We start from the raw sequence: 25554 nt of genomic DNA, 5'->3' as shown, positions 1-25554 counted from the left end.
TACAGCATAGCCGGGTTTATATCCGGCGCGCAAGTTGTCAGATTTTAAAGCCGGTGGCTACGGTCCGCACGCACAATTGCAGGGTCGGCCTCCACACCTTTCCCGACCAGCAGGACCTTGAAGAGTTCCCCCATTTCGGCCGGCGACACCAATTTTTGAACAGCCTTTGATTGCGGCAGGTAGCGCAGCGCGTCCTCGGGGTCGGTGCGCAGCAGCAGTTCGCCGATGCCGGCCGCCAGCAGGAAGGAGGCCTGGCTCATATACGCGAGCACGTCCAGGCCGGCGTCCTGCGCGGCCAGCGCCATGGCGGTGAAGTCGACGTGGGCGGTGATGTCCTGCAGGCCAGGTAAATAAAAGGGATCCGGGTGCGCGTGGTGGCGGTAGTGGCACATCAGGGTGCCGCTGCTGCGCTCGTCGAAATAATATTCGCGGGCCGGGAAGCCGTAGTCGAACAGCAGCGCCGCGCCCTTCCCGTTCTTGAACATTTCGGCCAGCGAGCGCATGAAGCCGCAGGCCACCGGGTGCACCTCGGTCAGGTAGCCGTCCTGCAGCTGGGAGGCGTCCGGAATCTGGCGCTCGACCTGTTCCAGCAGCGCGGCGTCGATCTCACCCGGGATCAGGGTAAAAGCGCCGGCGGCGATGGTGACGTACTGGCGGGTCCAGCCGGCGCCCTCCTTCATGACCAGCTCGACCGGCATGGCGTCCAGCACCTCGTTGGCCAGCACCGCGCCGTGGAAACCATCGGGCATGCCGTTCAGCCAGCGCACCTGGGGGAAATCCTTCAGCGCCTCCTGCTGGCGCGCGCGCAGCTCGCCCGACAGTTCGATGATGGTATAGCTGTCGACCTGCACGCCGAGTTCGGCCAGCGTGGTCAGCACGTCGCGCGCCAGCTTGCCGGTGCCGGCGCCGAATTCGATGATATTGGGGCCGCTTTGGGCCATAATAGCGGCGCTTGCCCGCGCCAGCGTGGCGCCGAACAGCGCGCTGATCTCGGGCGCGGTGGTAAAGTCGCCGTCCCTGCCAAGCTTGGCCGCACCGCCGCTGTAATAACCCAGGTTGGGCGCGTACAGCGCGAGTTCCATGAAACGCGAAAACGGGATGGCGCCGCCTCGTTCGGCGATCTCGGCAGCAATCAGGCGCTGCAAGGCCTGGGACGCGGCCAGCGCGTCGCTATTCGGTACGGGTAGGGACATCCGGCCATTGTAGGACATATCAAGCAGAACATGACAGACACCGCTTCCAAGGATCTTCCCGCACACGCCGGCCGTGCCCGCGTGGCCCTGGTGACGGGCGCCGGGCGTCGCATCGGGCGCGAAATCGCGCTCGGCATGGCCCGCGCCGGCTGGGACATCGCCGTCCACTACCGCGCCTCGCAAGCCGAGGCCGAGGAGGCCGTGCACGCGATCCGCGCGCTCGGCCGGCGCGCCGTGGCCCTGCACGCCGACCTGGCCGACGAACATGCCGTGCGCGCCTTGCCGCGTGAAACAGTCCACCTGCTGGGCGGCCTGGATTGCATCGTCAACAACGCTTCGTTGTTCGAATACGACAAGCCTGCAGACTTCTCGCCCAGCCTGCTGGCGGCCCATATGCAGTGCAATCTGGCCGCACCCCTGCTGCTGGCGCAGGAACTGCACGCCCTGGTACCGGAAGGCGGCCAGGCGGTGGTGGTCAACCTGCTCGACCAGAAACTGTACAATCTCAACCCGGATTTTTTGTCGTACACGCTGTCCAAATCGGCTCTGTTGACGGCGACGACGATGCTGGCCCAGGCCCTGGCGCCGAAGCTGCGCGTGGTCGGCGTCGCTCCCGGCATCACGATGGTGTCCGGCGACCAGACCGAGGACGGCTTCGCGCAGGCCCATGCCGTCACGCCGCTGGGGCGCTCGTCGACCCCGCAGGACATCGTCGACGCCGTCTGCTACGCGGCGAATGCACGCGCCCTGACCGGCGCCACCCTGCTGGTCGACGGCGGCCAGCACCTGGTGCCGCTCCAGCGCGATGTGATGTTTTTAACTAAATAAAAGGTTTCACTATGTTGTCCGCCCTGTCCCACCCGCAGCTGCGCGATTGCCGTCGCCTGTTCCTGCGCAATTACGAAGTCATGATCAACATCGGCGTGCATGACTTCGAGAAGAAGGGCGAGCAACGCGTCCTGATCAATGTCGAGCTGTACATCCCGCTGGCCATGTCGACGCCGAAGGAAGACCAGCTGCACGAAGTGGTCGACTACGACTTCATGCGCGAAACCATCGCCAAACGCATCGCCCAGGGCCACGTGCACCTGCAGGAAACCCTGTGCGACGACGTGGTCCAGGCCATGCTGGCCCACCCGCGCGTGCGCGCCGCCGGCGTGTCGACGATGAAACCGGACGTCTATCCCGACTGCGAAGGCGTCGGCGTCGAAGTATTCCAGATCAAGGATCAAGCATGAGTGCAGTGTTGGAAGTGGCCGACAAGCAGGCCGAGAAGCAAGCCTACGAAAACAACAAGCTCCATAAACGCCTGTGCCGCCAGGTCGGCCAGGCCATCGGCGATTTCAACATGATCGAGGATGGCGACAAGATCATGGTCTGCCTGTCCGGCGGCAAGGACAGCTACGCCCTGCTCGACATCCTGATGACGCTGCGCGAGCGTGCGCCGGTCAAGTTCGAACTGGTCGCCGTCAACCTCGACCAGAAACAGCCGAACTTCCCGGCCGAGGTGCTGCCGGCCTACCTGGACAAACTGGGCGTGCCGTACCACATCGAGAACCAGGACACCTACAGCATCGTCAAGCGCCTGATCCCCGAAGGCAAGACCACCTGCTCGCTGTGCTCGCGCCTGCGGCGCGGCATCCTGTACCGCGTGGCCGATGAGCTCGGCTGCAACAAGATCGCCCTCGGCCACCACCGCGACGACATCCTCGAGACCTTCTTCCTGAACATGTTCTTCGGCGCGAAGATCAAGGGCATGCCGGCCAAGCTGGTCTCCGACGATGGCAAGCACATGGTGATCCGCCCGCTGGCCTACGTGAAGGAAGCGGATACGGAACGCTATGCGGAAGTCAAAGGCTTCCCGATCATCCCGTGCGACCTGTGCGGGTCCCAGGAAAACCTGCAGCGCAAGCAGATCAAGGCCATGCTGCGCGACTGGGAAAAGAAGCATCCGGGCCGCGTCGAGAACATCTTCTCGTCCCTGAGCACGGTCGTGCCCTCGCACCTGATGGACAGGGACATGTTCGGCTTCGTTGACCTCAAGACCGACGGCATCGCCAACCCGAACGGCGACATCGCCTTCGACGAAGAACCGTGCTCGACGCCTTCCGCCGGCACCATTCCGCTGCAGCCTGTTTAAAAGGAAGCCATCGATGACCACGTTCCGCCGCCTGCTGTGCGCCGCGCTTGCCGCCCTCTCCCTGCTGCCGGGCCTGGCGGCGGCGGAACCGAGCGCCATCTACCTGGTGCGCCACGGCGAGAAGCTGGCGGGACCGGATCCGGAACTGAGCCCGCGCGGGCAGGAGCGCGCCCGCCACGTCGCGGCGATCCTGCACCGCGCCGGCATCACGGCCATCTTCAGCACCAAGACGCTGCGCACCCAGCAGACCGCGGCGCCGCTGGCTCGGCGGACCGGTTTGAACGTGCAACTCTACGATGCGCTGGCGCCCCTGGCGCTGGTCGAGAAGGTGCGCGGCTTGAGCGGCGCCGTGGTGGTGGTCGGGCATTCGAATACCCTGCCCGAGCTGGTGAAACTGTTCGGCGGCGCGCCGGGAACGGAGATTGCCGACGATGAGTTCGACCGGCTGTACCAGCTGCTGCCGGAGGCGGATGGGAAGGTGCGGACTATTCTGCTGGGGACGCCTTAGGCATTGTCAGCGCTCGATCGACCAGTTCTCCATCGCTGAGCGGGTCGAGGCAGTCGAGCAGCAGCCATCTGGCCTGGATTGGGTGCGGGCAGGCGGTGCAGAAAGCGTCGATGATCGATTCGAATGCTTCGTCCGACAAGGCATCCTGTTTTGGCGGCTTGATGCTGTCCAGAAGCTGAAGCAGTTTTTTCCTGTCTAGTTCCGCTTCCTTTGGGCGCACGCCTCGGGCATCGCGACGGATGGTCTTGAGCGATGTCAAATCTGCTTTGACTGTTTGCGTTCCATGCGGAGCGGACAATGCGGTGATAGTGATCATGGCTATTCAAGGACCTGCAAGGGGCGGACCAGTCGGCTCGCCTGCGGCAAACCTGAGCGGTGCCGTTGCAATTTTACTATGGTTCATGAAATACCCCGGGACGATTGAAAATGCCGCCATTGCCGCTGCGTCCCTTCATCGATTCCCTTTGCCCTGCCCGAGCTCTTCGGCCAGCCCGATCAGGATGCCTTCCGGGCCGTGGATGTAGCAGAGCCGATAGGTGTTGCCGTATTGGCTCACCTTGCCGACCAGTTCCGCGCCATGTTTTTCGAGACGGGCCAGCGTATCGTCGATGTCTTCCACGGCAAACATCACGCGCAGGTAACCGAGGGCGTTCACCGGGCTGCGGCGGTGATCGGCAACCACGGCCGGCGCCAGGAAACGGGACAGTTCGAGCCGGCTGTGACCGTCCGGCGTGCGCAGCATGGCGATTTCGACGCGCATATCCTGCAATCCGGTGACGCTGTCGGCCCAATCGCCTTCGATCGGCGCGCGGCCTTCGAGCTCAAGGCCGATGTTGTCCATGCGCTTGACCGTCATTTCTTCTCCTTGTCTGCTGGCAATACCCTGCCCGTAGCGACGACTTGACGCCCTTCCACGACATCGAAGACAGCCCCTGGCACAAGCGCCGAGTAATCCACGCCCTCGTACATCAAGGCGACCGTTGCGACTGCGGTTTCCCCGGGCGGTGGAGCGGGGATATCAGCATGAATGAACACGACGCCAAGCATCTGCCCCGGTTCGACAACGAAGTGCGGACGATAGCCGCCTGTCGTGAGAGCGGCCGGCCTCGCTCGGCCACCTGCTGCCGTCGGCTTGAAATGTACCTCGACTTGAATGCGTGGAGCGGTATTCATGGCCGGCTGAAAGAATCAATGCGGCTTCTCGATCTTCGCGTGCATGTCGTTCACCGCCATCAGCGCCGCCGACCCATAGAACTTGTGATACTCCGCAACCATCTCGCCATTGACGATCACCGGGTCGGTCGCCACGAACTTCTTCGCCTCCTCGATATCCGGGGTGTTGAACACGAAGATCCCGCGCCGGCCCTCGACGCCATCGAGCGGCCCGGCCAGCACCAGCTTCTTCTCGCCCGCCAGCCGCTTGATGTTGGCGAAATGCCCCTCGAACATCTTCTTGCGCGCCTCCTTGTCGGTCATCTTGTTCGGCCCGGTCTTCAGGATGACCAGAACATACGGGCGCATGCCCATGTCGTCGGCGCCCAGCGATTTCGCCAGCACGGCATCGTATTGCACGGCCGGCTTGTCCTGCGCGGCCACGGGTCCCAGGGCACCGAGCAGGGCGGCGGCAACAAACAAGCGCTTGAATAGCATGGATGTCATCCTCTCATGATCAAGTTGTCAGGCTAGCATGACGCCCACGTAAAGGAAACCTGTAGCTTTCATACGCCAATGCAGGTTTTTGACCGAAAGCCATGTAATATTCCTACCTGCTGCATCAACCCACCTGGACTATTCTCATGCAAATCGGCCACCCTGCCGGCGCTGCCCAGACCGGCACCGCTCCCGCCAATCCGAATGTCGCCAGCCTGCGCGTCTTCGTGTTCGCCCTGTTCTTCATCTTCGGCGGCATCACCAGCCTGAACGACGTCATCATTCCAAAGCTGAAGGACCTGTTCACCCTCAGCTATGCCCAGGCGATGCTGGTGCAGTCGGCCTTCTTCGCCGCCTATTTCATCGTGTCGCTGCCGGCGGCCAGCATCGTGCGCCGCATCGGCTACATGCGCACCGCCGTGGTCGGCCTGCTGACCATGACGGCGGGCTGCCTGCTGTTCATCCCGGCGGCCTCGTCGAGCCTGTTCGGCGCCTTCCTGCTGGCCCTGTTCGTGCTGGCGGCCGGCATCACCATCGTGCAGGTGGTGGCCAATCCGCTGATCTCGATGCTGGGCGCGCCGCAGACGGCCAGCAGCCGCCTGACCTTCGCCCAGGCCTTCAATTCGCTCGGCACCACCGTCTTCCCGTATGTGGGCGCGATCCTGATCCTCGGTTCGCTGGCCAAGGTCGACCAGGCCACGCTGGACGCGATCCAGCTGGCGGCTTACCGCGCGGCCGAAAGCCAGGTCGTGGTCAACACCTACATCGGCCTGGCGATCGCGCTGGCCATCGTCGCGGCCATGGTCTGGGCCAACCGCACCAAGCTGGTCGAGCACACCAGCCCGGAAGGCAGCATCCTGAACGCCTTCGGCCTGCTGCAGCGCCCGCGCTTTGCCTTCGGCACGCTGTGCATTTTCCTGTACGTCGGCGCGGAAGTGGCGGTCGGTTCGATCATCGTCAACTACCTGATGCAGCTCGACGTGCTGGGCCTGGGACCGGAAGCCGCCGGCAAGCACGTGCCCCTGTACTGGGGCGGCGCGATGGTCGGCCGCTTCCTGGGCGCCTATGTGCTGCGGATCTGCTCGCCGGGCAAGGTGCTGGCGGTGGCCGGCGGCCTGGCCGCCCTGCTGCTGCTGATTTCGGCCAACACGACCGGCGTCGTCTCGGGCTGGTCGCTGCTGGCCATCGGCCTGGTCAATTCCATCATGTTCCCGACCATTTTTACCCTGGCCTCGGAAGGCCTGGGCGAGCGCACCGCCGAAGGCTCGGGCCTGATCTGCATGGCCATCGTCGGCGGCGCCATCGTGCCCCTGATTACCGGCTTCGCGGCCGACATGGCCGGCCTGCGCCTGTCGCTGGCCGTGCCCGCCGTCTGCTACCTGCTGATCCTGGTGTTCGGCTGGTACGCGCGCCGTCCGCTGCAGAACTGCTGATCACGGACTCACATCGGTCCCGGCCGGGCGTGCGCCTGGCTGGGCCGCACGCCCCGGATTGGCGGCGCGCAGCGCCCTGGCATTGACCCGGGCCCGCTCCTCGTCGCGCAGCCAGCCCCATTTGTTGAAGTAGCGCGCGCCCGACACCAGCCGATGCCACAGCATCGTCCAGTCGCGGTACGAACTGCCTTCCTCGTGCACCACCGCCACATGCGGCACGAACACCGTGCGTGCGATGCGGCCCACCCGGCGCGACAGGTCGACATCCTCGAAATACTGGAAAAAGCGCTCGTCGAACAGGCCGACGCGCTGTACCGCCTCGATCCGCATCAGCAGGAAGCAGCCGGACAGCGCCGGCACGTCCATCACCCGCGTATAGCCGCTGCCGTGCAGCTCGTAGCGCGCCAGCCGGCCGCTGGAGCGGTGCAGCAGCGGGAAGAAGCGGCGCACCAGCAGTTCGAGCGGATGCGGCAGCAGCTTGCACAGCGGCCGCAGGCGCCCGTCCGGATAGTGCACGCGCGGCGCCAGCAGGCCGACGTCGGGATGCTGCTCCATGTACGCGAGCAGCCTGCCGATGCCGTCGAGCGGGATCTGGATTTCCGGCTGCAGGATGAAGTGGTAGGCGCTGCCGGCGGCGATGGCCTCGCGCAGCGCCAGGTTGTGGGCGCGGGCGTGGCCGGGATTCCGGCGCTGGTGGCGGTAGTGGGCGCCGAAGCGCCCGGCCAGCGCGCGCAGCGAATCGACCGGGCCCTGCTCGATCAGATAGACCAGCAGGCCGGGCCTGCCGGTGGTGACGCCGGCCAGCAGGCGCTCGACCTGTTCAGGCCGCTGCCGGCGGCAGACGATGGCGCAGCTGGCCGGCGGATGCTTGCTGGTTTTATGCCGCTCGTCCATACAGGATCAGAGCGGCGTTGCGGTCAGCCGTTGCAGCTGAATCGTTGAGCTTTGCGCGAGATCAGCAAATAAGCAGCAGGAAGCTTACAGCGCGGTATCGGTGCGCATCACCGGATACAGGTTCAGGCGCTCGTCCCAGGACGCATGGCGGCGCGCGAAGAATTCCAGGCGCGCATGCGGGTTCTTGGCGAAGGCTTCGTCGGTGTCGACGCGGCGGCGGAATTCCGCGGCCAGCGCCGGGTCTTTCGCCATCTGCTCGCGGGCGACGTCTTCGGCCACGTACTCCTCCATGTATTCCTTGCGCTCGAAGGCGTTGTTGAACTCGCCCCAGGCCAGCAGCGAATCCGGCGCCTGCGGCTCGAAGATCGCCATCACCAGGCGCGCCTTGGGCTGGGCGATGGGCACGAACAGCGCGCCCTTGCCCAGCATGCGCGGCTCCTGGCGCCAGGAACCCTCGACCTTCAGGCGCTGGTGCGACTCGAAGGACACCGGCGCAAACGATGCCTTCTCGGCACGGAAGGTCTCGACCTTCGCATCCGGCACCGCCTTGTCCAGTTTGCGATAGACGATGCCGTGCTGGGTCAGCTTGGTGGCGACCATCTGCGCGAACGCCGCCGGCACCACGTAGCCGGCGCCGGGCGCCTGCACCCGCAGGTCTTCGACGATTTCTTCGCGCAGCGGCACGTGCCAGACCTGCGGCTTGCTCTCGTCGTAGTGGGTCATCATCATGCCGGAGACGTCGGACATGCTGCGGGTGTAGGCATAACCATTGAAGTCGACCATCGTCGTCTTGTCGGTGGTTTTATAGGTCAGCGCCACCGGCTGGCCGGCGATCTGGCTGGCGCGGGCGTCGGCGCTGGCCGCCGCCTGCTGCCATTCCTTGCCGTGCGCCGCCACCTGGTTCAGCACCGAGACGATGGCGTTATGGGTGATGCGCACGCGGGTCGGGTAATCCTTCCACGAATGGGTCTCGACCAGCATGGCCATGCGGTTGCGCAGCTGGAAATAGCCGGTCGAGAAGCGCGGGTCGGAGACGCTGTCGACGAAGCCCGAGGCCGGGTTGTCGTTTTCCTTGAAGGACATGTAGTAGGACTGCGGCGAGGAGCCCTCCTTGGTGATGTCCTGGATGACATTGCTGCGCAGCGCCAGGCCGGCCTTGCGGAATGCCGGATCGCCCGAATTCACCGGCTCGACCTGGATCGAGACGTCGTGCTGGAACATGGCGCCGTCGGTCACGTGGAGGTCGACATAGGTCAGCGGATCCCAGGCGTTGACCAGGGCCAGCATGGCCTGCATCTCGGGCGCGTCGGCCTTCACGTAGTCGCGGTTCAGGTTGAAGTTCTGGGCGGTGGTGCGCCAGCCCATCTCGACCGGGCCGCGCTGGTTCGGGCGATTCCATTTGGCGAAGCGCTCATGGCCGTCGACGTTGAACACCGGAACGAAGAGCAGCACCTGCTTGTCCAGCGCGCCCTGGGCGATGCGCCCTTCGAGCATCTCGCGCAGGGCCAGGAAGCCGGCGTCCTTGCCGTCGATCTCGCCGGCGTGGATGCCGCCCTGGATCAGGGTCACCGGCAGCTTCTTCTTGCTCGCGGCTGCCGGCGTGAAGGCGCCGGTACGGGTCACGGCCAGCGCCAGCATCGGCCGGCCTTCCGGTGTGGCGCCGAACTGGAAGCACTTCACTTGCTTCGGATACGCCTGCTGGAAGGCGCTGCAGAGCTTGATGACTTCGTCGTAGCGGCCGGTGGCCGTGAAGCCCGACCGTTCCGAGACGGTGACCAGGTCGGGGGCGGCATGGGCCAAGGGAACGGCGGCCAGCATGGCCAGCAGTAACGCAGAACGAATCATCTAGTGCTCCGGCAGAGTTGGGGAAAATACTATCCGGAAATTATAGACCGTAACACGTCATTCCCTCCAGGTTGTACGCGTTTCGATAGCGCTTGCAAACTTGGATCCCCGCCTTCGCGGGGACGACGGGATGGCGGCGGGAATGACGGTATCAGCGGCGTTTCGAGAGAACCGCAATCTCCTTCACCTCCGGCCGCACCAGCGTCATCCGCGCCGCACTGGCGCGGGGCGCTGCCGGGCAGGTGTTGGTGGCGCGGTAGCTCAGCGCTGCGGCCAGCAGGTTCTCGGCCGGGTCGCCGAGGGCGTGGTCGAGGTCGTCGGCGACGGTGCAGGTCGGCGCGAAGCCGTCCGCGAAGTCGCCGAAGCCCTTCGCGTTCACACCCTGGAACTCGATCGAGAAATAGGTCGTGCCGCAATTGTCGACCGGGGTGAAGCCGTAGGGCTTGCCGCAGGTCTGGCCGCCGATGACGTCCACTTCGACGTCCACGCCGCGCAGGCCGTTGATCACGGCTTCGCTGGCCGAGCAGGTGCCGGCGGTGGTCAGCACGGTCACGCGCTTCAGGCCCAGCCAGGGCAGCGCCATGCCGGGCGTGGCCGGGTTCGGCGAACTGAAGCCATAGGCCGTGCTGAGGAAGGGAATCGGCGCGTCCGCCGGCAACTTGTTGTTGTAGTTCAGGCGCTCGAAGGTCTTGCCGGCCGCGCTGGGGCCCGCGACCATGTAGGCCAGTTCGCTGGCGATGTACAGCAGGCCGCCGCCGTTGTAGCGCATGTCCAGCACCAGGTCGTTCACGCCCTGGCTCTTGAACAGGTTGAACGAATCGATCAGCTGCTTCTCGGCCACCGCGTTGTGGTCGTCGAAGGTCAGGTAGCCGACCTTGCCGGTCGGGGTGTCGAGCACCTTGGTGTTCTTCACGGAAGCGGCGGCGACGACTTGCGAGACCATGCTCACGTCGAAGCGGCTGCCGGCGCGCTGGACCGTCAGGCGGTGCGACTCGCCCGCGTTGTCCGGGAACAGGCCGGCGTTGATCGCGGCCACGCCGCTGGTGCTGGTGGTATTGATGAAGTCGGTGCCGTCGACGGCCACCAGCATGTCGCCGCGCTGCAGGCCGGCAGCCGCCGCCGGCGAACCCGGTTCGACGATGGAGGCGAGCCAGGTGCGCGGCGCGGTGGCGCTGTTGCGCGACCAGGTCAGGCCGTAGCCGACTTCCTCGCCGGCGGTGGTCAGCGCATCCCACTCGGCCGTCGTGTAGGTGAAGTGGAAGCGGTCCTTGGGCTTGCCGGCCGCGGTCAGGGCCGGCGTCTTCAGCGCGGCAAAATAGTCCAGCGTGTTGCTGAAATCGGCCATCCGCAGCGTGGCCGGGATCTCGTCGTACCAGAGATAGTTACGGTCGGCCCAGCCGCGCAGGAAGCGCATCTCGTCCTGCAGCGTGCCCTGGCGGTCCGGGAAAGCGAAGCCTTGCGCATCCAGGCCCGTGCGCGGCGTGGCGCACAGGTTCGCGTAGCTCTGGTAGTCGGCCGGAATCGGGTCCGCCGGGGTGGTCGGGGTGGTCGGGGTGGTCGGCGGCGTCGGGTCCGATGGCACGGTCGGCGTCGTCGGCGGCGTGTCGGCCACCGGCGGGCTGGCTACGGATGCGCCGCCTCCACCGCCACCGCAAGCGGACAACAGGAAAAGGGCCGCGAGGGCCGTGGCAGCAAGCCGGGGTGCATAAGACGAGGTCATGCGCCCGATTATAGACGCGCTTGCCTCGCCGATTGCAACCAACTGTAACAGTTGGGTCGCCGCGACAAGGGGTATGTTCTACACGTCAAGTTTCAGCTTGCGCGTTGCGATCCGCAGATAGCCCGGATCGCCGTATTCGCGGTATTCGCACAGCGCGGAATGGCAGAGCTTGATGACGTGGTCGTCGCTGGACAGGATGGCGCGCGCCGCGATGTCCTGCTCGCCGAGCGCCCCCACCTGCTCCTCCGCCTTCTTCCTGCCCGCCGGCAAGATGACGACGGTCAGCCAGGCCGCCAGCGCCGCCTGCCACAGATAGCGCCGCGCCAGCGCCTTGTCGTTGGCGTAGGGCTGGACGATGCGGAAGGCGTGGCAGCCGGTGACGATGTGCAGCAGGGTGAAATCCTCGCGTCCGGCATAGGCCTTCAAGGCGAAGCGCGCGATCTCGTGCAAGGCCGGCGCCGCGGCCGGCTGCACCGGCGGGCCGCCCAGCGCCGGGTCCCAGGCGATCTCGATCATCCTGTCGATGATGATGCCCGGCTTGAACACGTGATCCACCACCTTGCTGCGCAGGCGCGCCGCGATCTGCTCGAGCGTGCCTTCGCCCGGATCCAGCGGCAGCGGCAGGGCCGCGTATTCGCTGGCCCAGTAGGCCAACGACAGGGCGATCTCGTCCTCGAGCCCGCCCTCGATGGCATAGGCCAGGCGGATCAAGGCGTGGAAGGCGGACGCCGCCAGGCCCGGCATCAGCACCGGCACCCAGTCGTGCAGCACGGCGTCGACGCCGGCTTCGCGGATGCGGTCGCGGAAAAAAGCGACGAAGCGCGGATAGTCGCCGCTGCTGCCCAGGTAGTCGTGCGGATCGAGCTCGCTGGCGGACGCCGCGGCGGGCAGCAGCTTGCCCGCATAGCCGTCGGCGAAGCGGCGCATCGCCCCGGCGTCCGCGCCCAGGCGGTCGAGCGCCAGCAGCGCCATCGGCAGGTGATTCGCCAGGCGGTTGCCGTACAGCGGTCCGTGGCTGAGCGACTGCAGCAGCAGCGCACGGCAGGCGTCGGACATCGTGCTCATACCGCTTATTTATACGCCTCTTCGGTCCACATTGCAGGCCCGTTCCAGACCGCCGGACGCGCCGGCACGCTCTCGAGCACCTTGCCGTTGCTGGCGATGAGCTCCCGATAGTAATAGGCGCTGTCCTTCAAGGTCCGCTCCTGGGTCGCGAAGTTCACGTGCACCAGGCCGAAGCGCTTCGAGAAGCCGTGCGCCCATTCCAGGTTGTCCAGCAGCGACCAGGCGCAGTAGCCGCGCATGTCGACCCCGGCTTCGATGGCGTCGTGGATCGCGCGCAGGTGCTTCTGGTAGTAGTCGACGCGCAGCGGATCGTTGATGCGCCCGCCCTCGGCCACCGGCGGATCGAAGAAGGCGGCGCCGTTCTCGGTGATGTAGAGCGGCGGGTTGCCGTAGCGTTGGGCGACCCAGGTCAGGGTGTCGGTCAGGCCGCGCGCGTACACTTCCCAGCCGGTCTCGGTATAGGTGGCGGAGGTCTGGCGCAGCGGCGTCGCGCGCACCGGATAGGCTAGCGCATCGTCCTTGTTGACGCTGCGGGTGTAGTAATTCACGCCGACGAAGTCGATAGGCTGCTTGATCAGCTCGAAGTCCTCGGCCGGCCACTCGGGCCAGGCTTCGCCGTATACGTCCTTGATCTTTTCCGGATAGCGGCCCAGGAACACCGGGTCGAGGTATTGCGCGTTCATGTAGGCGTGGGCGCGCGCGGCGGCGTCGACGTCGGCCGGGCTGTTCGTGGCCGGGTATTTCGGCTCGATGTTCACGACGATGCCGATGTCGTGCTTGCCGCCCATCTCGCGGTAGGCTTTCACCGCGGCGCCATGCGCGCGCAATAGGTTGTGCGAGGCGATCGGCGCCTCGAAGCGGTTGCGGTGGCCCGGCGCCAGGGTGCCGTGCAAATAGCCGCCGTCCGCTACCACCCAGGGTTCGTTCAGCGTCGCCCAGGATGTCACGCGGTCGTCCAGCTTGCCGTACATGACGCGCGCATAGTCGGCGAACCAGTCGGCGATGTCGCGGTTCAGCCAGCCGCCCTGGTTGTCCAGCGCTTCCGGCAGGTCCCAGTGGAACAGGGTCACCATCGGCTTGATGCCGTTCGCCAGCAGGCGGTCGACCAGGCGGTCGTAGAAGTCCAGGCCGGCCTGGTTGACCGCGCCGCGGCCCTGCGGCAGCACGCGGCCCCAGTTGATGCTGAAGCGGTAGGCCTGCAGGCCGATCTGCTTCATCAGCTCGACGTCCTGTTCCCAGCGGCGGTAGTGGTCGCAGGCGATGTCGCCGGTGTCGCCGTCGCGGATGTTGCCGGGGGTGTGGACGAAGCGCTGCCAGATGCTGGGGCCGGCGCCGTCGGCCAGCGGCGAGCCTTCGATCTGGTAGGCCGAGGTCGAGGCGCCCCACAGGAAGCCGTCGGGGAAGCGGATGGTCTGGGTCATGGTGTCTTATTTTGTCGGTTGGTTGTTCGGTTCGATCGCGGCATCTATCCTGACCGTGGCCGGCAGCGTGCGGATGCGCAGTTCCTTGTTCTTCCACTGTGCCGGCTTGCCGTTGACGGTGCTGCGGCCGCGGTCCCAGCCGGCGCCCGGTTCGCGCAGCACGATGCCGCCCGGCGGCAGGCCGGATCCGGCTTCGAGGTCGAGGGTGACGCTTGCGCCGTCCTGTTTCATGGCGTAGCTGAGCGGGCCGTAGGGCGTACGCAGCCGATGGACGGCGATGCCCTCGCCCGCCAGCCAGCGCACCGGGATGCCGTCGGCGATCACCAGCGCGCGGTCGGTATCGCGCTCGTACGCGAACAGGTCGAGCGCCGAGCGGATGTAGTCGGACGAGATCCAGCCGTGCGGCATGTCGCCGACGAAGCGCGGCTCGCGCGGCAGGCGCCCCACCACTTCGGCCCAGCCGTTCCAGGCTTCCGGGCGGCGGTCGCGCATGAAGAAGTCCAGCAGTGCATGCGCGCGATCGCGCCAGCCCAGGCGCACGAAGGCGGCCACGTTGCGCAGCTCGTAGGGCGTGTAGTCCTTCCACGCCTTGTCGCCGTCGCGGCGTTCCACGAATTCGCGCCAGTAGCGCTCGAAGGTAGCGTGCAGCAGATCCTGCGGCAGGCGCTGCTGCAGGCGGCCGGGCGAGAGCGCGATGGTGGTCGAGGTGGCGTCGAAGTCGCCGAGGTCGGCGGCGCCGGCCAGGTAGTCGATGTGATGGACTTGCGCCGTCGCGCGCAGCGATGCCAGCAGCTCGCGTTCGAATTCGCCGCCCTGTTTCCTCAGCCTGGCGGCGTCCTCCTTCTTGCCGAGCGCGCCCGCCAGCATGGCGGCATCCCGGTAGCCGCGCAGGCCCCAGAAATCGTCCCAGTAGGCGTGCATGGGCTTGGCGGAGTATCCCTCGTGGCTGATCGAGGGCGGCAGCAGGCCGAACATGTGCTTCCGTTCCGGCGTGCGCTTGCGCGGGCCGCGCTCGGACTGGCGCTGCTGCTCCATGTACTTTGCCGCGCCGGCCACGCCCGGCCACAGCGCCTGCAGCAGCGCGCGGTCGTGGGTGTAGCGCCACAGCTCGGCGGCCATGAAGATGAATTCGCCCTGGCTGTCGTTTTCCGGCACCGGATCGGCGCCGCGGCGGTCCACGCAGCAGGGAATCTTCCCGTTCGCGAACTGGTAGGGCGCGAACCAGCGCGCGTAATCCTTCGCCACCTGGTCCTTGCCCAGCCTGAGCATCCCCTCGGACATCATGGCGCCGTCGCGGATCCACGAGCGCGCATACGAGCGGGTGCCCGGCTGCAGCGCGGGACCGGAACGCGTCATCAGCATGTGCGCCAGCGAGGAGCGCAGGGTGTCGACCAGGCGCTGGCCCTGGGGCGGCACCTGCAGGATGACTTCGTTCAGCCGCTTGCGCCAGAGGGCCGCGGTTTCTTCCTGGGCGGCCTGGGCCCAGTCCCTGGTGATGCCTTGTGCGGGCGCCTCGCCGCTCAGCGGCGTCAGCAAGGCGACTTCCGCGCTGGCGTGCGGCGCCAGCGTCACGTCGTAGGCCAGCGCGCCGGAAGCGAAGCCGAAGCTGTCCTCGACGCTGCGCCGGGCGCGCCAGCCCTCGCCCGCCAGGCGGGAAGGAATCGCGTCCGCATCGAAGGAGGACACGCCGGCGGCATCCGGTTTGTTCAGCGCGAACACGCTGGTCTTTTTACCGTCGTTGCCGTCGACCTCGAAACGGCCGTCGCGCCAGGCGATCGCGCCGATCTTGCTCACGCCCGGCGGCGTATTCAGGAACTGCATCGGCGGGTTGACCTGGAAGGGGCGCAGCGCGAGCACCAGGCGCAGGGTCTTCGTCTCGCCGCTGTCGTTGCGCAGCTGGTAGCGCGAGACCAGCTGCGCCTGGTCCGGCGTGCCGTGGGCGAAGGCGGTGGTGCGCAGCTGCCAGCCATCCGCCTGCCAGGTGACGCTGGGGATGGGCAGGTAGCCGTCCTGCAGCGACTGGCTGACCCTGACGTCGGCCCAGCTGCGCAGCCTGCCCTGCTCCAGCACGAAGGGTTCGACCGTGAAACCGGCGCGCGCCACTTCCAGGGCGCCGTCCTCGGACAGCAGGCCGGTTTCGACACCGCCTTCCACGCCCAGCACGGTCCAGTAACTCTGCTCGCCCGACATGCCGCGCGGGTAGCGGCCGCGCGGGGCCTCCCTGGCCAGCGCCTGGAAGAAGGCGTTCGCGGTGGCGCCGAAATCCAGCGGCTTGATATCGACCCGCTCCAGGGCGTAACGTGCGCCGGGCCCCCCATGCATGGCGATGCGCAGGTAGCGGGTGTCGCTTTCGGTCAGCAGGATGGGATCGCGGCCGCCGTCGCCGTCGTCTACCCGCCGCAGCGTGCGCCAATGGCTGCCGTCGTCGGAGAACTGGATCTCGTAGCGGCTGGCGTGCGCGTCCGGCGCCCAGTGCAGCACCAGACCGCCGAATTCGCGTGCGCGGCCAAAGTCGAGGTCCAGGTATTGCTCGCCGGCCGCCGTGCTGGCCCAGGCGCCGCCGCCATCCAGCAGGCCCGGCGCCGGCCGGCCCGACGATGCCGACAGCTTGGCGTCCGGCAGCGGCCCTGCCGGCGGCAACTGGCGGATCGTCAAATCGTCGATCTCGATGCGGCCATGACCGCCCTCGCGGCCGCTGCTGACCACGAATTCCAGGTGCTCGGTATGGCGCAGGCTATGGTCCTTGCCCGGCCCCCAGGCAAACGCGATATGGCGCCTCTTGAAGGTATATTTGCGCCACTCCTTGGCGATCGTGAAATTCGGCCGGCTGACCCACCAGACGTTTTCGCCGCTGCCGTCGACCAGCTTCAATTCAAAATTGATCACGGGGGCGTCGGCGCGCATCCAGAACGAGATCTCGTAATCGCCCTCGAAATCCAGCGGCAGCGCACGGCGCGCAGCGACGTAGCCGGCGCTGGCGCCGAGGTCGAAGTCCATGCGCAAGGCCAGTCCGGCGTGGCCGGGCGCCTGGCTCAGGGTCCCCTTCACGCCATCCGACACCACGGTCTTCCAGTCTTTGACGCGTTCGAAATCGTCGAGCGTCCGCTCCTGCGCCGCCGCCGCGGCCGACAGCGCCAGCAGCGCCGCCGCGCATGCGATCCTTGTGCACTGCATTACTTCACGCTTCCCATCGTCAGCCCCTGCAGGTAATAGCGCTGCAAACCGAGAAAGACCAGCAGCACCGGCACGATGGTCAGCACCGAGCCGGCCATCATCATCTCGTTGTCCTGCACGTGCTCGCTCGACAGCGAGGCGAGCGCCACCGGCAGCGTATATAAATCCTTGTCGGTCAGGACGATCAGCGGCCACATGAAATCGTTCCAGCTGCCCAGGAAGCTGAACAGCGCCAGCGTGACCAGGATCGGCCCGAGCAGCGGCAGCACGATCGAACGGAAGATGCGCAGCTCGCCGGCGCCGTCCAGGCGCGCCGCCTCCAGCAGCGCATCGGGGATGGTCAGCGCGTACTGGCGCACCAGGAAGATGCTGAAGATGCTGGCCGCCGACGGAATCAGCACGCCGACGAAGCTGTTCACGAGCCCCATCTGCTTGAGCATCAGAAACAGCGGCAGCATCGCCACCTGGCCCGGGATCACCAGCGCGCCGAGCAGCATGCGGAACAGTTTTTCGCGTCCGCGAAAATGCAGCTTGGCGAAGGCATAGCCGGCGCCGACGTTGAAGGCCAACGACAGCAGCGTCGCGCCAGCCGCCAGCAGCAGGCTGTTGAGGAAGTAGCGGCCGATGCCGGCGTCCGCGAACAGGCTGCGGTAGTTGGCCAGGGTCGGCTGCCGCGGCAGCAGCGGCGGCGGGAAGTGGCTGGCTTCGCCCGGCGCCATGAAGGACACCGCCAGCATCCACAGCAGCGGGAACACCGCCGCGATGCCGCCCGCCACCAGCAGCGCATTGATGCTGCCGCGCGCGGACCATGTATTGGAGCGCAGGCTCATTCTTCCAGTCCCCTTCCGGCAAAGCGCAGCTGCAGCAGCGTCACGCCGAACATCAGCACGAACAGCACGAAGGCCACCGCGGTCGCGCGGCCCAGGTTCCACCATTTGAAGCCCTGCTCGTACATGAAGTACAGCACGCTGACCGTGCTTTGCAGCGGCCCGCCCTGGGTCATCACATAGGGCTCGGCAAACAGCTGGAAGTAGCCGGTCATGGTCAGCAGGCTCACCATGAACATGGTCGGCGCCAGCGCCGGCAGGGTGATATGGCGCAGCATGGCGAAGCGCCGCGCGCCGTCCAGCTCCGCCGCCTCGTACAAGTCGCCCGGGATGCATTGCAGGCCGGCCAGGAAGATGATCATGTTGTAGCCGAAGTTCTTCCAGACCGCGAACAGGATAATCGCCGGCATCGCGAAATGCGGGTCGCCCAGCCAGTCCAGCGGCTGCAGGCCCAGGCTGTCCAGCACATAGTTGATGACGCCGTAGCGCGTGTGGTACAGGTAGCGCCAGATCACGGCCACCGCCACCATCGAGGTCACCACCGGCGCGAAGAACACGGTGCGGAACATCGGCTTGAACCAGGCCAGCCTGGAATTGATCAGCAGCGCCGCGCCCAGCGAAGCGGCGATCGACAGCGGCACGCCCGCCGCCACGAAGATGAAGGTGTTGGCCAGCGCCTTCCAGAACAGCGGGGTGCGCAGCAGCTGCAGGTAGTTGTCGAGGCCGACGAAGCGCAGGTTCTTCAGGCTGGCCAGCGCGTACAGGTCGAAGTCCGTCAGGCTGAGGGCCAGCGCGGCGCACACCGGCAGGAAGAAGAACAGCAGGATCACGGCCAGGGCGGGGCCGGCCAGCAGCCAGGCGGCGCGCGGCGTATTCATGGCTTGCCTCCCTCCTGGCGCGCCAGCATCCAGCGGCGTTTTTCCAGGATGCGGTCGGCGCGCGCATCGAGCTCGGCCACGGCCTGGTCGACAGTCAACTGGCCGGCCACCAGCGCCTCGGTCACCAGGCGCATCTCGGTGGCGATGCGTTCCCATTCCGGCACCTTGGGCGGCGACTTGGCGCGCTCGAGCTGGTCGCGGAAGGCCGCCGCATACGGGTCGTGCGCCAGGCGGTCATCGGCCCAGGCGCTGCGGCGCGGCGGCAGGTTGCCGGTCATCGCATAAAAGCGCAGCTGCACCGCCGGCTGCGACAGGTATTCGATCACTTCCCAGGCTTCTTCCTTGTGCTTCGAATGCTCGAAGACCACCAGGCTGGCGCCGCCGGCGCTCGAGGCGCCCGGCCCGTTCGGTCCCGGCAGCGGTGCGGTCATCCAGCTGTCCTGCTTATCGGCCGGCAGCCGGCGTTTGAATTCGCCGATGTTCCATGGGCCGGTGATGTAGAAGGAAAAGTAGCCTTTGCCGAATTCGTCCCAGACGTTGGAGATCTGGGTATTCGAGACGGGCGGCGCCCAGCCCTGGCGGAAGATGTCGATATAAAACTGCAGTGTGCGGCGGAAGGCCGGGCTGCGGAAATTGCCGTAGCGGTCGCCGTCGCGCAGCAGCGGCGTGTCCTGCTGCAGCGCGAGCGCCAGCAGCGGTTCGAATTCGTTCAGCGGCAGCAGCACGCCATAGGTATCCGGGCTGCGGCGCTTGAGGGCGGCCAGCACCCGCGTCCAGGCCTGCCAATCGCGCGGGGCCTGGTCGAAGCCGGCCCTGGCCAGCAAATCGCGGCGGTAGAAGAGTACGCGGGTATCGACGTACCAGGGGATGCCGTACACCTTGTCGCCGATGCGGTTCGAGGCCCAGATGCCGTCGAAGTAGTCGGATGCCGGCACCGTATTGAAGCGTGCGGCGCGGTCCTGCAGCGGCGCCAGCGCGCCCAGCGCGGCAAACTGCGCGATCCAGGTGTTCCCGAGCTGGCACAGGTCCGGCGTGACGTCGCCTGCAAAGGAGGTCAGCAGCTTTTCCTGGGCCGCCGTCCACGGCAGCTGCTGGACATCGACGCGGATGCCCGGGTGGCTGCGCTCGAAGTCGGCCAGCAGTTCGCGCACCACTTCGCCCTCGCGGCCCATGGCCCAGAATCGGAGTGTAACCACTCCTTTTTCGGAGGGTGCGCAGGCGGCCAGCAGCACGGCGATCGACGCCGCCGCAACCGCCAGCCATCCGCGCAGGTAGGTCACACGCTTCACTTGCCCTGCTTCCCTTCCAGCCAGCCGCCCGTGAAGCCGGCCTTCAGCAGGCCGGCGCGGATGGTGGGATTGGTGCGCATGACGCGCCACACGCTGTCGTCGCGGTAGTTGGCGATCATGCCGACGATCGGTCCCTGGTCGATGCCGAGGTAATCGGTGTCGACCCAGCCGAAGCCCGGCACGCGGCGCCCGTGCTTGATCTTGACGTCGAAGTCGAAGGTCGGATTGAAGGCGTCGAGGAAGCCGTATTTGCCGTAGAGTTCCTTGCCGTACTGGCTGCGCATGTGGGCGATGGCGGGAATCGCGATCTCCGGCGCGAAGGCGATCGAGGCCGCGGCCCCGGTCGGCGCCATGGTGCAGTCGTCGTAGTGGCCCATGCCGCGCCCGGCGTAGCTGATGAACTTGCGCTTCTTGCCGTGATCGTCGATGACCACGTCTTCCGGGCCGTCGCTGGCGGTCACGCCCCACATGGTCGCGCCGTAGCCCTTGCAGGCTTCCGGGTTGGCGACCGCGTAAGCCTGCTGCGCATAGCTGGCGCGGCGGCTGTTCTCGAAATAGTCGATGCCGCGCTTGCGCATGTAGTCGTCCTGGATGCCGCGGAAGTCGATCCACAGGTGCGAATACTGGTGGCCGAACTGCGGCGGGAAGGCCAGGTGCTCCTGGCCGTAGACCTTGCCCCAGCTGCGGTCGTAGGTGCTGGTCCAGTCCTTCCAGGCGGACGCCGGCAGCGGGTGGGTCGGCGAGCCGAGGGCCAGCACGTAGACCAGCATCGCCTCGTTGTAGCCCTTCCAGTCGTAGCCGCTCATGCCGGTCTTCGGGTCCCAGGCCAGGGCTACCGCATTCGGCCTGCTGGATGCGGCCCAGGTCCAGTCCACGCGCTGGTAGATCTCGTCGGCCAGGCGGCGGATCTCGGCTTCCTGCGCGTCGGCGCCGGTGAAATACGATTGCGCGTGCAGCACGCCGCCCAGCAGCAGCGCGGTGTCGACCGTCGACAACTCGCAGTTCGAGCTGCGCGCGCCGGTCTTCATGTCGAGGAAGTGGTAGAAGAAGCCTTTATGGCCCGACATGCCCTGCTCGGCCGGACCCTGCGGCGCGTTGCGGAAGAAGCGCAGCGTCGTGAGGGTGCGCTCGGCTGCCTGGGCGCGCGTGATGTAGCCGCGGTCGGCGCCGATCGTGTAGGCCGTCAGACCGAAGCCGACCGCCGCGATGCTGCCGAAGGACGGCGTCGGCCAGCGGTCGGGCACGATGCCGTTGGCGGGGTTGGCGGTGTCCCAGAAAAAGCGGAAAGTGCGCTCGGACAGGTCGTCCAGCAGCGCGGCGTTCGCGGCGTACAAGGCAGGGACCTGGGGCGCCGGCGCCGCGGTCTGGGCGGCGGCGTTCGCAGCCAGCGCCAGGGTGCCGGCCGCCAGCGCCAGCCTGGTGAAACGATGAAGCATGTCTGAATCCTCGGCAGAAGAGACAAAAAACGGCGGGCGGCCGCACGGAGGGGGTTGTGCAGCCGCCGCCGGAAAGCTCAGAACGCGTAGCGCGCGGTGAACTTCACGGTGCGCATCGGGCCGCTCACGCCGCCCGGCACGCCCAGGTTCTTGTTGTCGCCGCCCAGGTAGTTCTGCGGGTTGCCCGGACCGCCGCCCCATTCGTCGTAGCCGCCGTAGTTGATCGTGTTGAACAGGTTCAGCACGTCCATGCGCAGCGAGACCTGGCCGAAGCCGACCGGGACATCCTTGGCCAGCGCCAGGTCGACCTGGCGGAACGGGCCGCCGTCGCCGCGCCGCGAGACGCACTTGTCCCAACCGGCCGAGCAGTCGGTAATCCGGAACGGCAGGCCGGAGCCGTAGGTCAGCTTGGCGGAGCTCATGATCCCCCACGGCAGCAGGCGGTCGCTCAGGCCGGCCACCACCAGGCGGTGCTTCTCGACGTTCTTCGACGGATTCCAGCCGGCCGAGGTTTTGCCGTAGGTCCAGTTGAAGATGTCGTTGGTCCACTCCTTGTTGGTGGTCTCGCCTTGCGAATAGGTGTAGGTGGCGGAGAGCCCCCAGCCGCTGCCCTTGGTGAAGGGCTTGTCGCCTTTCAGGTACAGCGATTCGGTCCTGGCCTGGCTGATGAAGTCGCCCAGGATCAGGGTGCCGAAGCCCGGCACCGAGCCCCACAGCGGATCGATCGGGCTCTGCGTCCCCCAGCCGCCCTTCGGATCGCGGTTGCCGCCGTACCAGTTGAACTGGTCGTGGCTGCGCGAGTTGATGTAGCCGATCTCGGTGTTCCACTGGCCCACCGCCTGGCGCAGGCCCAGGCTGAACTGGTCGGTGTAGGGCTGCTTCATGTTATTCCGGATCATCCAGATCTCGCCGCCGGCCTGGGCGTTGTGCTGCAGCTCGTCGAGCGCCTGGTTGGCCATGGTGCGGTCGTAGGCGCGCCCAAGGCCGCCGAAGATGACGGTGCTCTGGTCGCCGTTCAGGTCATACGAGAAGCCCACGCGCGGCTGGAAGGCGCGCTTGAACGGGCTGCGGTCGCCGGTGGCGTAGTAATCGCGGATGTTGACGCCGCCCTTGGCGAGCGACTGCGCATAGGTCTGGCCTGCCGGCGCGCCGTCGCGCGGATCCTGCTTGTCGAAGATGGCGATGCGGTCCAGCGGGGTCACGTAGCCGTTGTTCAGCATGTTGGTCTCGTAGTCCCAGCGCACACCGAGGTTCAGTTCCAGCTTGCTGTTGACGCGCCAGTCGTCCTGCAGGTACAGGCCGTACTGGTTGTCGCCGTAGCTCACGCCCACCGGCGCCAGCGCCGGATCGAGCTGGATCACGGTGGTGGTGCCGGTCTTGTTGTCGATCAGCTCGCGGCGCACGTCGACGCTGCGCGGCGTGCCGAACAGGTCGAAGTCGACCCGCTTCATCTTGAGGCCGCCCTTGATCGTGTGGCCGGCCAGGCCGGTCCAGGTCAGGTCGTCCTGGAACGACCAGCCGCTCTGCTTGCGGTCCTGGGCGTCCGGCGAGCCGCCGGTGAACAGCACGTCCACCGTGTTCTGCGGCTCGTTGCTGGGCGAGACCACGTATTTCACGTAGGGCGTGCCCAGCTTGGCGTGCGGGTTCCAGCGGAACTGCTCGTAACCCAGGCGCGCCTCGTTGCGGAAGTCGCCGTGGCTCCATTCGTGCTTCAGGTCGAAGCGGGTCTCGTCGTTCTTGCGGTCCTTCTCGTTGCCCGGCACCGACAGCTTGAAGTCTTCCGGCACCAGGTCGCTCTCGCGGCGGATGCGGGTGCTGAGTTCGACGCGGTTGTCGTCGTCGATCTGGGCGTCGACCTTGGCCAGCAGCAGGTCTTCCTTGAACTTCGAGGTCGCCGCGCCGGCCATCTTCAGCAGATCCGGCACGATGCCGGCGTTCGGCAGCAGGTCCTGGCGCTGCGCCACCACCTGGCGCGGCTGGTCGATGTGCTTGCCCTCGTAGGCCAGGAAGAAGTGGGCCACGTCCTTCTTGATCGGGCCGCCCAGGGTGGCGCCGTACTGCGCCTGGGTATAGCTCGGGCGGTCGACGCCGGCATCGCGGTTCTTCTGCTGGAAGGGATCGTAGGCGGTCCAGTTGGCGCCGGTGCGGTCGACGAACACGTCGCCGTGGAACTCGTTGGTGCCGGACTTGGTGACCGCCGTGATCGCGGCCGACGAGACCTGGTCGAACTCGGCCTTGTAGTTCTGCGTGATCACCTTGTACTCGGCCACCGCCGACTGCGGGAAGGGATTGCCGCGCGAGGCATCCAGGCCACTCATGCCGCCACGCAGGATGTAGTTCTTCTGGCCGACGCCGTCGATGAAGACGTTGACGTTGTCCTGGTTCTGGGCGCCGCTTTGCAGGGTGCCGTAGCCGGTCTTCTGCTCGACGTCGAAACGCACGCCCGGCGCCAGGTCGGCAAAGGCCAGGAAGTTGCGGTTCACCTGCGGCAGGTTCTCGATCTGGGCGCGCGACACGCTGGTGCCGACCTCGGAGGTGCGCACGTCGCGGCGCTGGGCCGAGCCGCGGATCACCACCTGGCGCACCTCGCCGCCGGCCTGCCCGGCCCCGGCGACGGCCAGGTCGAGCGCCGCGGTCTGGCCGATGCTCAGGGTGACCGGCTCGGAACGCTGGCCGCCCACCTGGATCGTGTACGAGCCCGGCGCCAGGCCAGGCAGCACATAGCTGCCGTCGGCGGCGGTGGTGGTGCGGTAGCTGTAGCCGGTGGCGGTGTTGGTTGCCACGATCTGGGTCGCCGCCGGCGCGGCTGCCCCGCCCTGCGTGATCTGGCCCTTGATGGTGGCCGTGCTCACCTGCGCGTGGGCAGTGCCGGCCGCCAGCACCGCGGCCGCCGACAGGCCCAGTAGCGCCCGGCGCAGTTCGCGTACGCCTGTTTTCATTCTCATGTCTGTCTCCTTTTGGTTTTTATGGACTACGTGTGCGATGAGGATCGGTCAGGTTCTCCCGCCACACGAGCGGCGTACCACCAGCTCGGTCTGCAGGACATGGTTCGAAAGCTTGGTGCTCTCCGGGTTCTCGACCTGGAAGGCGAGGGTCTCGAGCGCGCGGCTGCCCATTTCGGAGATGCGGATGCGGACCGTGGTGAGCGGCGGCGTGACGAAGCGCGCGGTCGGGATGTCGTCGAAGCCAACCACGGCGATGTCGCGCGGCACGCGCAGGCCGGCTTCGTTGAGGGCGAACATGCAGCCGATCGCCATCATGTCGTTGGCCGCGAACACGGCGTCCGGCAGGCGCTTGAGCGACTGCAGCTGGTGCCCGGCGCGGTAGCCCGACTCCTCGCTGAAGTCGCCGGCCAGCACCGCGAGTTGGTTCGGATCGTGGTCCGGCACCAGGCGCTCGAGGGTTTCGCGAAAACCGCGCAGGCGCTCGGCCGATTCGAAGTTGTTGGCGGGGCCGGTCACCATCAGGATGCGGCGGTGCCCGGTCTCGACCAGGTGCTGCACCATCGCCGCGGCGCCGCCGTAGTTGTCGATGCTGAGCGAGGAGCAGTGGTGGCCGGCGTCGTGGGTGTTCAGCAGGACGATCGGCAAGGTGTCCGGCAGGTTGGCCGCCAGGAAGCCGGCGTCGACGTGGGGCGACATCACGATCAGGCCGTCGACGCGGCCGCTCATCGCGCGCAGCGCCGCCCCCGCCTCCTCGGCGTCGCCGTGCGAGCTCGAGACCAGCAGGTGCAGGCCGCGGCGCCGCGCCGCCAGGTCGATCCCGCGGATCAGCTCCGAGAAGAATTCGCCGTACAGGTCGGGCAGCACCACGCCGATGGTGTTGGTGCGGCTGGTCGACAGGCTGCGCGCGCCGCTGTGCGGCACGTAGCGCAGGGCCCGCGCCGTTTCCAGCACCAGCTTGCGGGTTTCTTCGGTGATGCTGGTGCTGCCGTTGAGCGCGCGCGACACGGATGCCACCGACACCTTGGCTGCCTTTGCAACATCCTTGATGGTTACGGCCATAGCTGAATTGAGGTCAAGTAAACGGTTACATTTTTATACTCTACCGTATTATTTTTGTTTTTGGATAATTTTTCTGT

The 25554-nt window shown here is 66.7% G+C and carries 22 protein-coding genes; 5 read left to right on the top strand and 17 right to left on the bottom strand.

What is annotated here, in order from left to right; all coding sequences use genetic code 11:
• Positions 1–44: 44 nt before the first annotated feature.
• On the bottom strand, positions 45–1193 hold the full coding sequence (locus ACFPO9_RS12545; RefSeq protein WP_379771223.1) for a class I SAM-dependent methyltransferase: 1149 nt from the start codon (positions 1191–1193) through the stop codon (positions 45–47).
• Positions 1194–1223: 30 nt separating this feature from the next.
• Here ACFPO9_RS12545 and ACFPO9_RS12540 point away from each other — a divergent pair, with 30 nt between their 5' ends.
• The 4 genes from ACFPO9_RS12540 to ACFPO9_RS12525 are packed head-to-tail and all read left to right on the top strand — an operon-like array spanning position 1224 to position 3841.
• On the top strand, positions 1224–2021 hold the full coding sequence (locus ACFPO9_RS12540) for an SDR family oxidoreductase (RefSeq protein ID WP_379771221.1): 798 nt from the start codon (positions 1224–1226) through the stop codon (positions 2019–2021).
• Between the two features lie 11 nt (positions 2022–2032).
• The gene (locus tag ACFPO9_RS12535) at positions 2033–2431 is read left to right on the top strand and encodes a dihydroneopterin aldolase (protein WP_379771218.1); all 399 of its coding nucleotides are present in this window, start codon (positions 2033–2035) and stop codon (positions 2429–2431) included.
• A complete protein-coding gene (gene ttcA, locus ACFPO9_RS12530) occupies positions 2428–3333 on the top strand; it encodes a tRNA 2-thiocytidine(32) synthetase TtcA (protein WP_379771216.1) in 906 nt (301 codons plus the stop codon). The genes ACFPO9_RS12535 and ttcA overlap by 4 nt, the downstream gene beginning before the upstream one ends.
• A 13-nt stretch (positions 3334–3346) precedes the next feature.
• On the top strand, positions 3347–3841 hold the full coding sequence (locus tag ACFPO9_RS12525) for a SixA phosphatase family protein (protein WP_379771214.1): 495 nt from the start codon (positions 3347–3349) through the stop codon (positions 3839–3841).
• Here ACFPO9_RS12525 and ACFPO9_RS12520 read toward each other — a convergent pair.
• From ACFPO9_RS12520 to ACFPO9_RS12505, 4 genes are all read right to left on the bottom strand, one after another.
• Entirely contained in the window at positions 3819–4157 is a 339-nt protein-coding gene (locus tag ACFPO9_RS12520) for a hypothetical protein (protein WP_379771212.1), read from the bottom strand. The two genes, ACFPO9_RS12525 and ACFPO9_RS12520, sit on opposite strands and share 23 nt — an antisense overlap.
• Positions 4158–4292: 135 nt before the next feature.
• Positions 4293–4697: a VOC family protein gene (locus ACFPO9_RS12515; RefSeq protein WP_379771210.1), complete on the bottom strand. Its 405-nt coding sequence runs from the start codon at positions 4695–4697 to the stop codon at positions 4293–4295.
• On the bottom strand, positions 4694–5014 hold the full coding sequence (locus ACFPO9_RS12510; protein ID WP_379771209.1) for a hypothetical protein: 321 nt from the start codon (positions 5012–5014) through the stop codon (positions 4694–4696). The genes ACFPO9_RS12515 and ACFPO9_RS12510 overlap by 4 nt, the downstream gene beginning before the upstream one ends.
• Positions 5015–5029: 15 nt before the next feature.
• Positions 5030–5491 (bottom strand): YciI family protein, encoded by a 462-nt coding sequence (locus tag ACFPO9_RS12505; protein WP_379771207.1) that lies wholly within the window; start codon positions 5489–5491, stop codon positions 5030–5032.
• A 146-nt stretch (positions 5492–5637) separates the two neighbouring features.
• Between ACFPO9_RS12505 and ACFPO9_RS12500 the strand changes: the two genes are divergently transcribed.
• Entirely contained in the window at positions 5638–6924 is a 1287-nt protein-coding gene (locus ACFPO9_RS12500; protein ID WP_379771205.1) for a sugar MFS transporter, read from the top strand.
• Here ACFPO9_RS12500 and ACFPO9_RS12495 read toward each other — a convergent pair whose 3' ends face one another.
• From ACFPO9_RS12495 to ACFPO9_RS12440, 12 genes are all read right to left on the bottom strand, one after another.
• The gene (locus ACFPO9_RS12495; RefSeq protein ID WP_379771203.1) at positions 6925–7818 is read right to left on the bottom strand and encodes a glycosyltransferase family protein; all 894 of its coding nucleotides are present in this window, start codon (positions 7816–7818) and stop codon (positions 6925–6927) included.
• 84 nt (positions 7819–7902) lie between these two features.
• Positions 7903–9663, bottom strand: a complete 1761-nt coding sequence (locus tag ACFPO9_RS12490) for a M14 family metallopeptidase (RefSeq protein ID WP_379771200.1) — start codon at positions 9661–9663, stop codon at positions 7903–7905.
• Positions 9664–9814: 151 nt separating this feature from the next.
• Entirely contained in the window at positions 9815–11383 is a 1569-nt protein-coding gene (locus ACFPO9_RS12485; RefSeq protein ID WP_379771198.1) for a S41 family peptidase, read from the bottom strand.
• A 78-nt stretch (positions 11384–11461) separates the two neighbouring features.
• Positions 11462–12448 (bottom strand): questin oxidase family protein, encoded by a 987-nt coding sequence (locus ACFPO9_RS12480; RefSeq protein WP_379771196.1) that lies wholly within the window; start codon positions 12446–12448, stop codon positions 11462–11464.
• Between the two features lie 5 nt (positions 12449–12453).
• The gene (locus tag ACFPO9_RS12475; protein WP_379771194.1) at positions 12454–13869 is read right to left on the bottom strand and encodes a GH1 family beta-glucosidase; all 1416 of its coding nucleotides are present in this window, start codon (positions 13867–13869) and stop codon (positions 12454–12456) included.
• Between the two features lie 6 nt (positions 13870–13875).
• Complete coding sequence (locus ACFPO9_RS12470) at positions 13876–17043, bottom strand: discoidin domain-containing protein (protein WP_379771191.1); 3168 nt, start codon at positions 17041–17043, stop codon at positions 13876–13878.
• Positions 17043–17873 (bottom strand): carbohydrate ABC transporter permease, encoded by an 831-nt coding sequence (locus ACFPO9_RS12465; protein WP_379771189.1) that lies wholly within the window; start codon positions 17871–17873, stop codon positions 17043–17045. Before ACFPO9_RS12465 ends, ACFPO9_RS12470 begins: the two co-directional genes overlap by 1 nt.
• Positions 17870–18748, bottom strand: a complete 879-nt coding sequence (locus ACFPO9_RS12460) for a carbohydrate ABC transporter permease (RefSeq protein WP_379771186.1) — start codon at positions 18746–18748, stop codon at positions 17870–17872. The genes ACFPO9_RS12465 and ACFPO9_RS12460 overlap by 4 nt, the downstream gene beginning before the upstream one ends.
• On the bottom strand, positions 18745–20037 hold the full coding sequence (locus ACFPO9_RS12455; protein ID WP_379771184.1) for a sugar ABC transporter substrate-binding protein: 1293 nt from the start codon (positions 20035–20037) through the stop codon (positions 18745–18747). The genes ACFPO9_RS12460 and ACFPO9_RS12455 overlap by 4 nt, the downstream gene beginning before the upstream one ends.
• Complete coding sequence (locus ACFPO9_RS12450) at positions 20034–21473, bottom strand: glucoamylase family protein (protein ID WP_379771181.1); 1440 nt, start codon at positions 21471–21473, stop codon at positions 20034–20036. The genes ACFPO9_RS12455 and ACFPO9_RS12450 overlap by 4 nt, the downstream gene beginning before the upstream one ends.
• Before the next feature lie 77 nt (positions 21474–21550).
• Positions 21551–24418 (bottom strand): TonB-dependent receptor, encoded by a 2868-nt coding sequence (locus ACFPO9_RS12445; RefSeq protein ID WP_379771178.1) that lies wholly within the window; start codon positions 24416–24418, stop codon positions 21551–21553.
• A gap of 48 nt (positions 24419–24466) precedes the next feature.
• Complete coding sequence (locus ACFPO9_RS12440; protein ID WP_379771175.1) at positions 24467–25477, bottom strand: LacI family DNA-binding transcriptional regulator; 1011 nt, start codon at positions 25475–25477, stop codon at positions 24467–24469.
• Between the last annotated feature and the right edge of the window lie 77 nt (positions 25478–25554).

This window comes from Massilia aerilata (assembly GCF_042656905.1).
Lineage (GTDB): Bacteria > Pseudomonadota > Gammaproteobacteria > Burkholderiales > Burkholderiaceae_D > Telluria > Telluria aerilata.
This window is presented reverse-complemented; position numbering and strand designations above follow the sequence as displayed.

Excerpts from the sequence above, each read along its gene's own strand:
- ACFPO9_RS12545 (WP_379771223.1), bottom strand. The coding sequence starts at position 1,193 with ATGTCCCTACCCGTACCGAATAGCGACGCGCTGGCCGCGTCCCAGGCC.
- ACFPO9_RS12540 (WP_379771221.1), top strand. The coding sequence starts at position 1,224 with ATGACAGACACCGCTTCCAAGGATCTTCCCGCACACGCCGGCCGTGCC.
- ACFPO9_RS12535 (WP_379771218.1), top strand. The coding sequence starts at position 2,033 with ATGTTGTCCGCCCTGTCCCACCCGCAGCTGCGCGATTGCCGTCGCCTG.
- ttcA (WP_379771216.1), top strand. The coding sequence starts at position 2,428 with ATGAGTGCAGTGTTGGAAGTGGCCGACAAGCAGGCCGAGAAGCAAGCC.
- ACFPO9_RS12525 (WP_379771214.1), top strand. The coding sequence starts at position 3,347 with ATGACCACGTTCCGCCGCCTGCTGTGCGCCGCGCTTGCCGCCCTCTCC.
- ACFPO9_RS12520 (WP_379771212.1), bottom strand. The coding sequence starts at position 4,157 with ATGATCACTATCACCGCATTGTCCGCTCCGCATGGAACGCAAACAGTC.
- ACFPO9_RS12515 (WP_379771210.1), bottom strand. The coding sequence starts at position 4,697 with ATGACGGTCAAGCGCATGGACAACATCGGCCTTGAGCTCGAAGGCCGC.
- ACFPO9_RS12510 (WP_379771209.1), bottom strand. The coding sequence starts at position 5,014 with ATGAATACCGCTCCACGCATTCAAGTCGAGGTACATTTCAAGCCGACG.
- ACFPO9_RS12505 (WP_379771207.1), bottom strand. The coding sequence starts at position 5,491 with ATGCTATTCAAGCGCTTGTTTGTTGCCGCCGCCCTGCTCGGTGCCCTG.
- ACFPO9_RS12500 (WP_379771205.1), top strand. The coding sequence starts at position 5,638 with ATGCAAATCGGCCACCCTGCCGGCGCTGCCCAGACCGGCACCGCTCCC.
- ACFPO9_RS12495 (WP_379771203.1), bottom strand. The coding sequence starts at position 7,818 with ATGGACGAGCGGCATAAAACCAGCAAGCATCCGCCGGCCAGCTGCGCC.
- ACFPO9_RS12490 (WP_379771200.1), bottom strand. The coding sequence starts at position 9,663 with ATGATTCGTTCTGCGTTACTGCTGGCCATGCTGGCCGCCGTTCCCTTG.
- ACFPO9_RS12485 (WP_379771198.1), bottom strand. The coding sequence starts at position 11,383 with ATGACCTCGTCTTATGCACCCCGGCTTGCTGCCACGGCCCTCGCGGCC.
- ACFPO9_RS12480 (WP_379771196.1), bottom strand. The coding sequence starts at position 12,448 with ATGAGCACGATGTCCGACGCCTGCCGTGCGCTGCTGCTGCAGTCGCTC.
- ACFPO9_RS12475 (WP_379771194.1), bottom strand. The coding sequence starts at position 13,869 with ATGACCCAGACCATCCGCTTCCCCGACGGCTTCCTGTGGGGCGCCTCG.
- ACFPO9_RS12470 (WP_379771191.1), bottom strand. The coding sequence starts at position 17,043 with ATGCAGTGCACAAGGATCGCATGCGCGGCGGCGCTGCTGGCGCTGTCG.
- ACFPO9_RS12465 (WP_379771189.1), bottom strand. The coding sequence starts at position 17,873 with ATGAGCCTGCGCTCCAATACATGGTCCGCGCGCGGCAGCATCAATGCG.
- ACFPO9_RS12460 (WP_379771186.1), bottom strand. The coding sequence starts at position 18,748 with ATGAATACGCCGCGCGCCGCCTGGCTGCTGGCCGGCCCCGCCCTGGCC.
- ACFPO9_RS12450 (WP_379771181.1), bottom strand. The coding sequence starts at position 21,473 with ATGCTTCATCGTTTCACCAGGCTGGCGCTGGCGGCCGGCACCCTGGCG.
- ACFPO9_RS12445 (WP_379771178.1), bottom strand. The coding sequence starts at position 24,418 with ATGAGAATGAAAACAGGCGTACGCGAACTGCGCCGGGCGCTACTGGGC.
- ACFPO9_RS12440 (WP_379771175.1), bottom strand. The coding sequence starts at position 25,477 with ATGGCCGTAACCATCAAGGATGTTGCAAAGGCAGCCAAGGTGTCGGTG.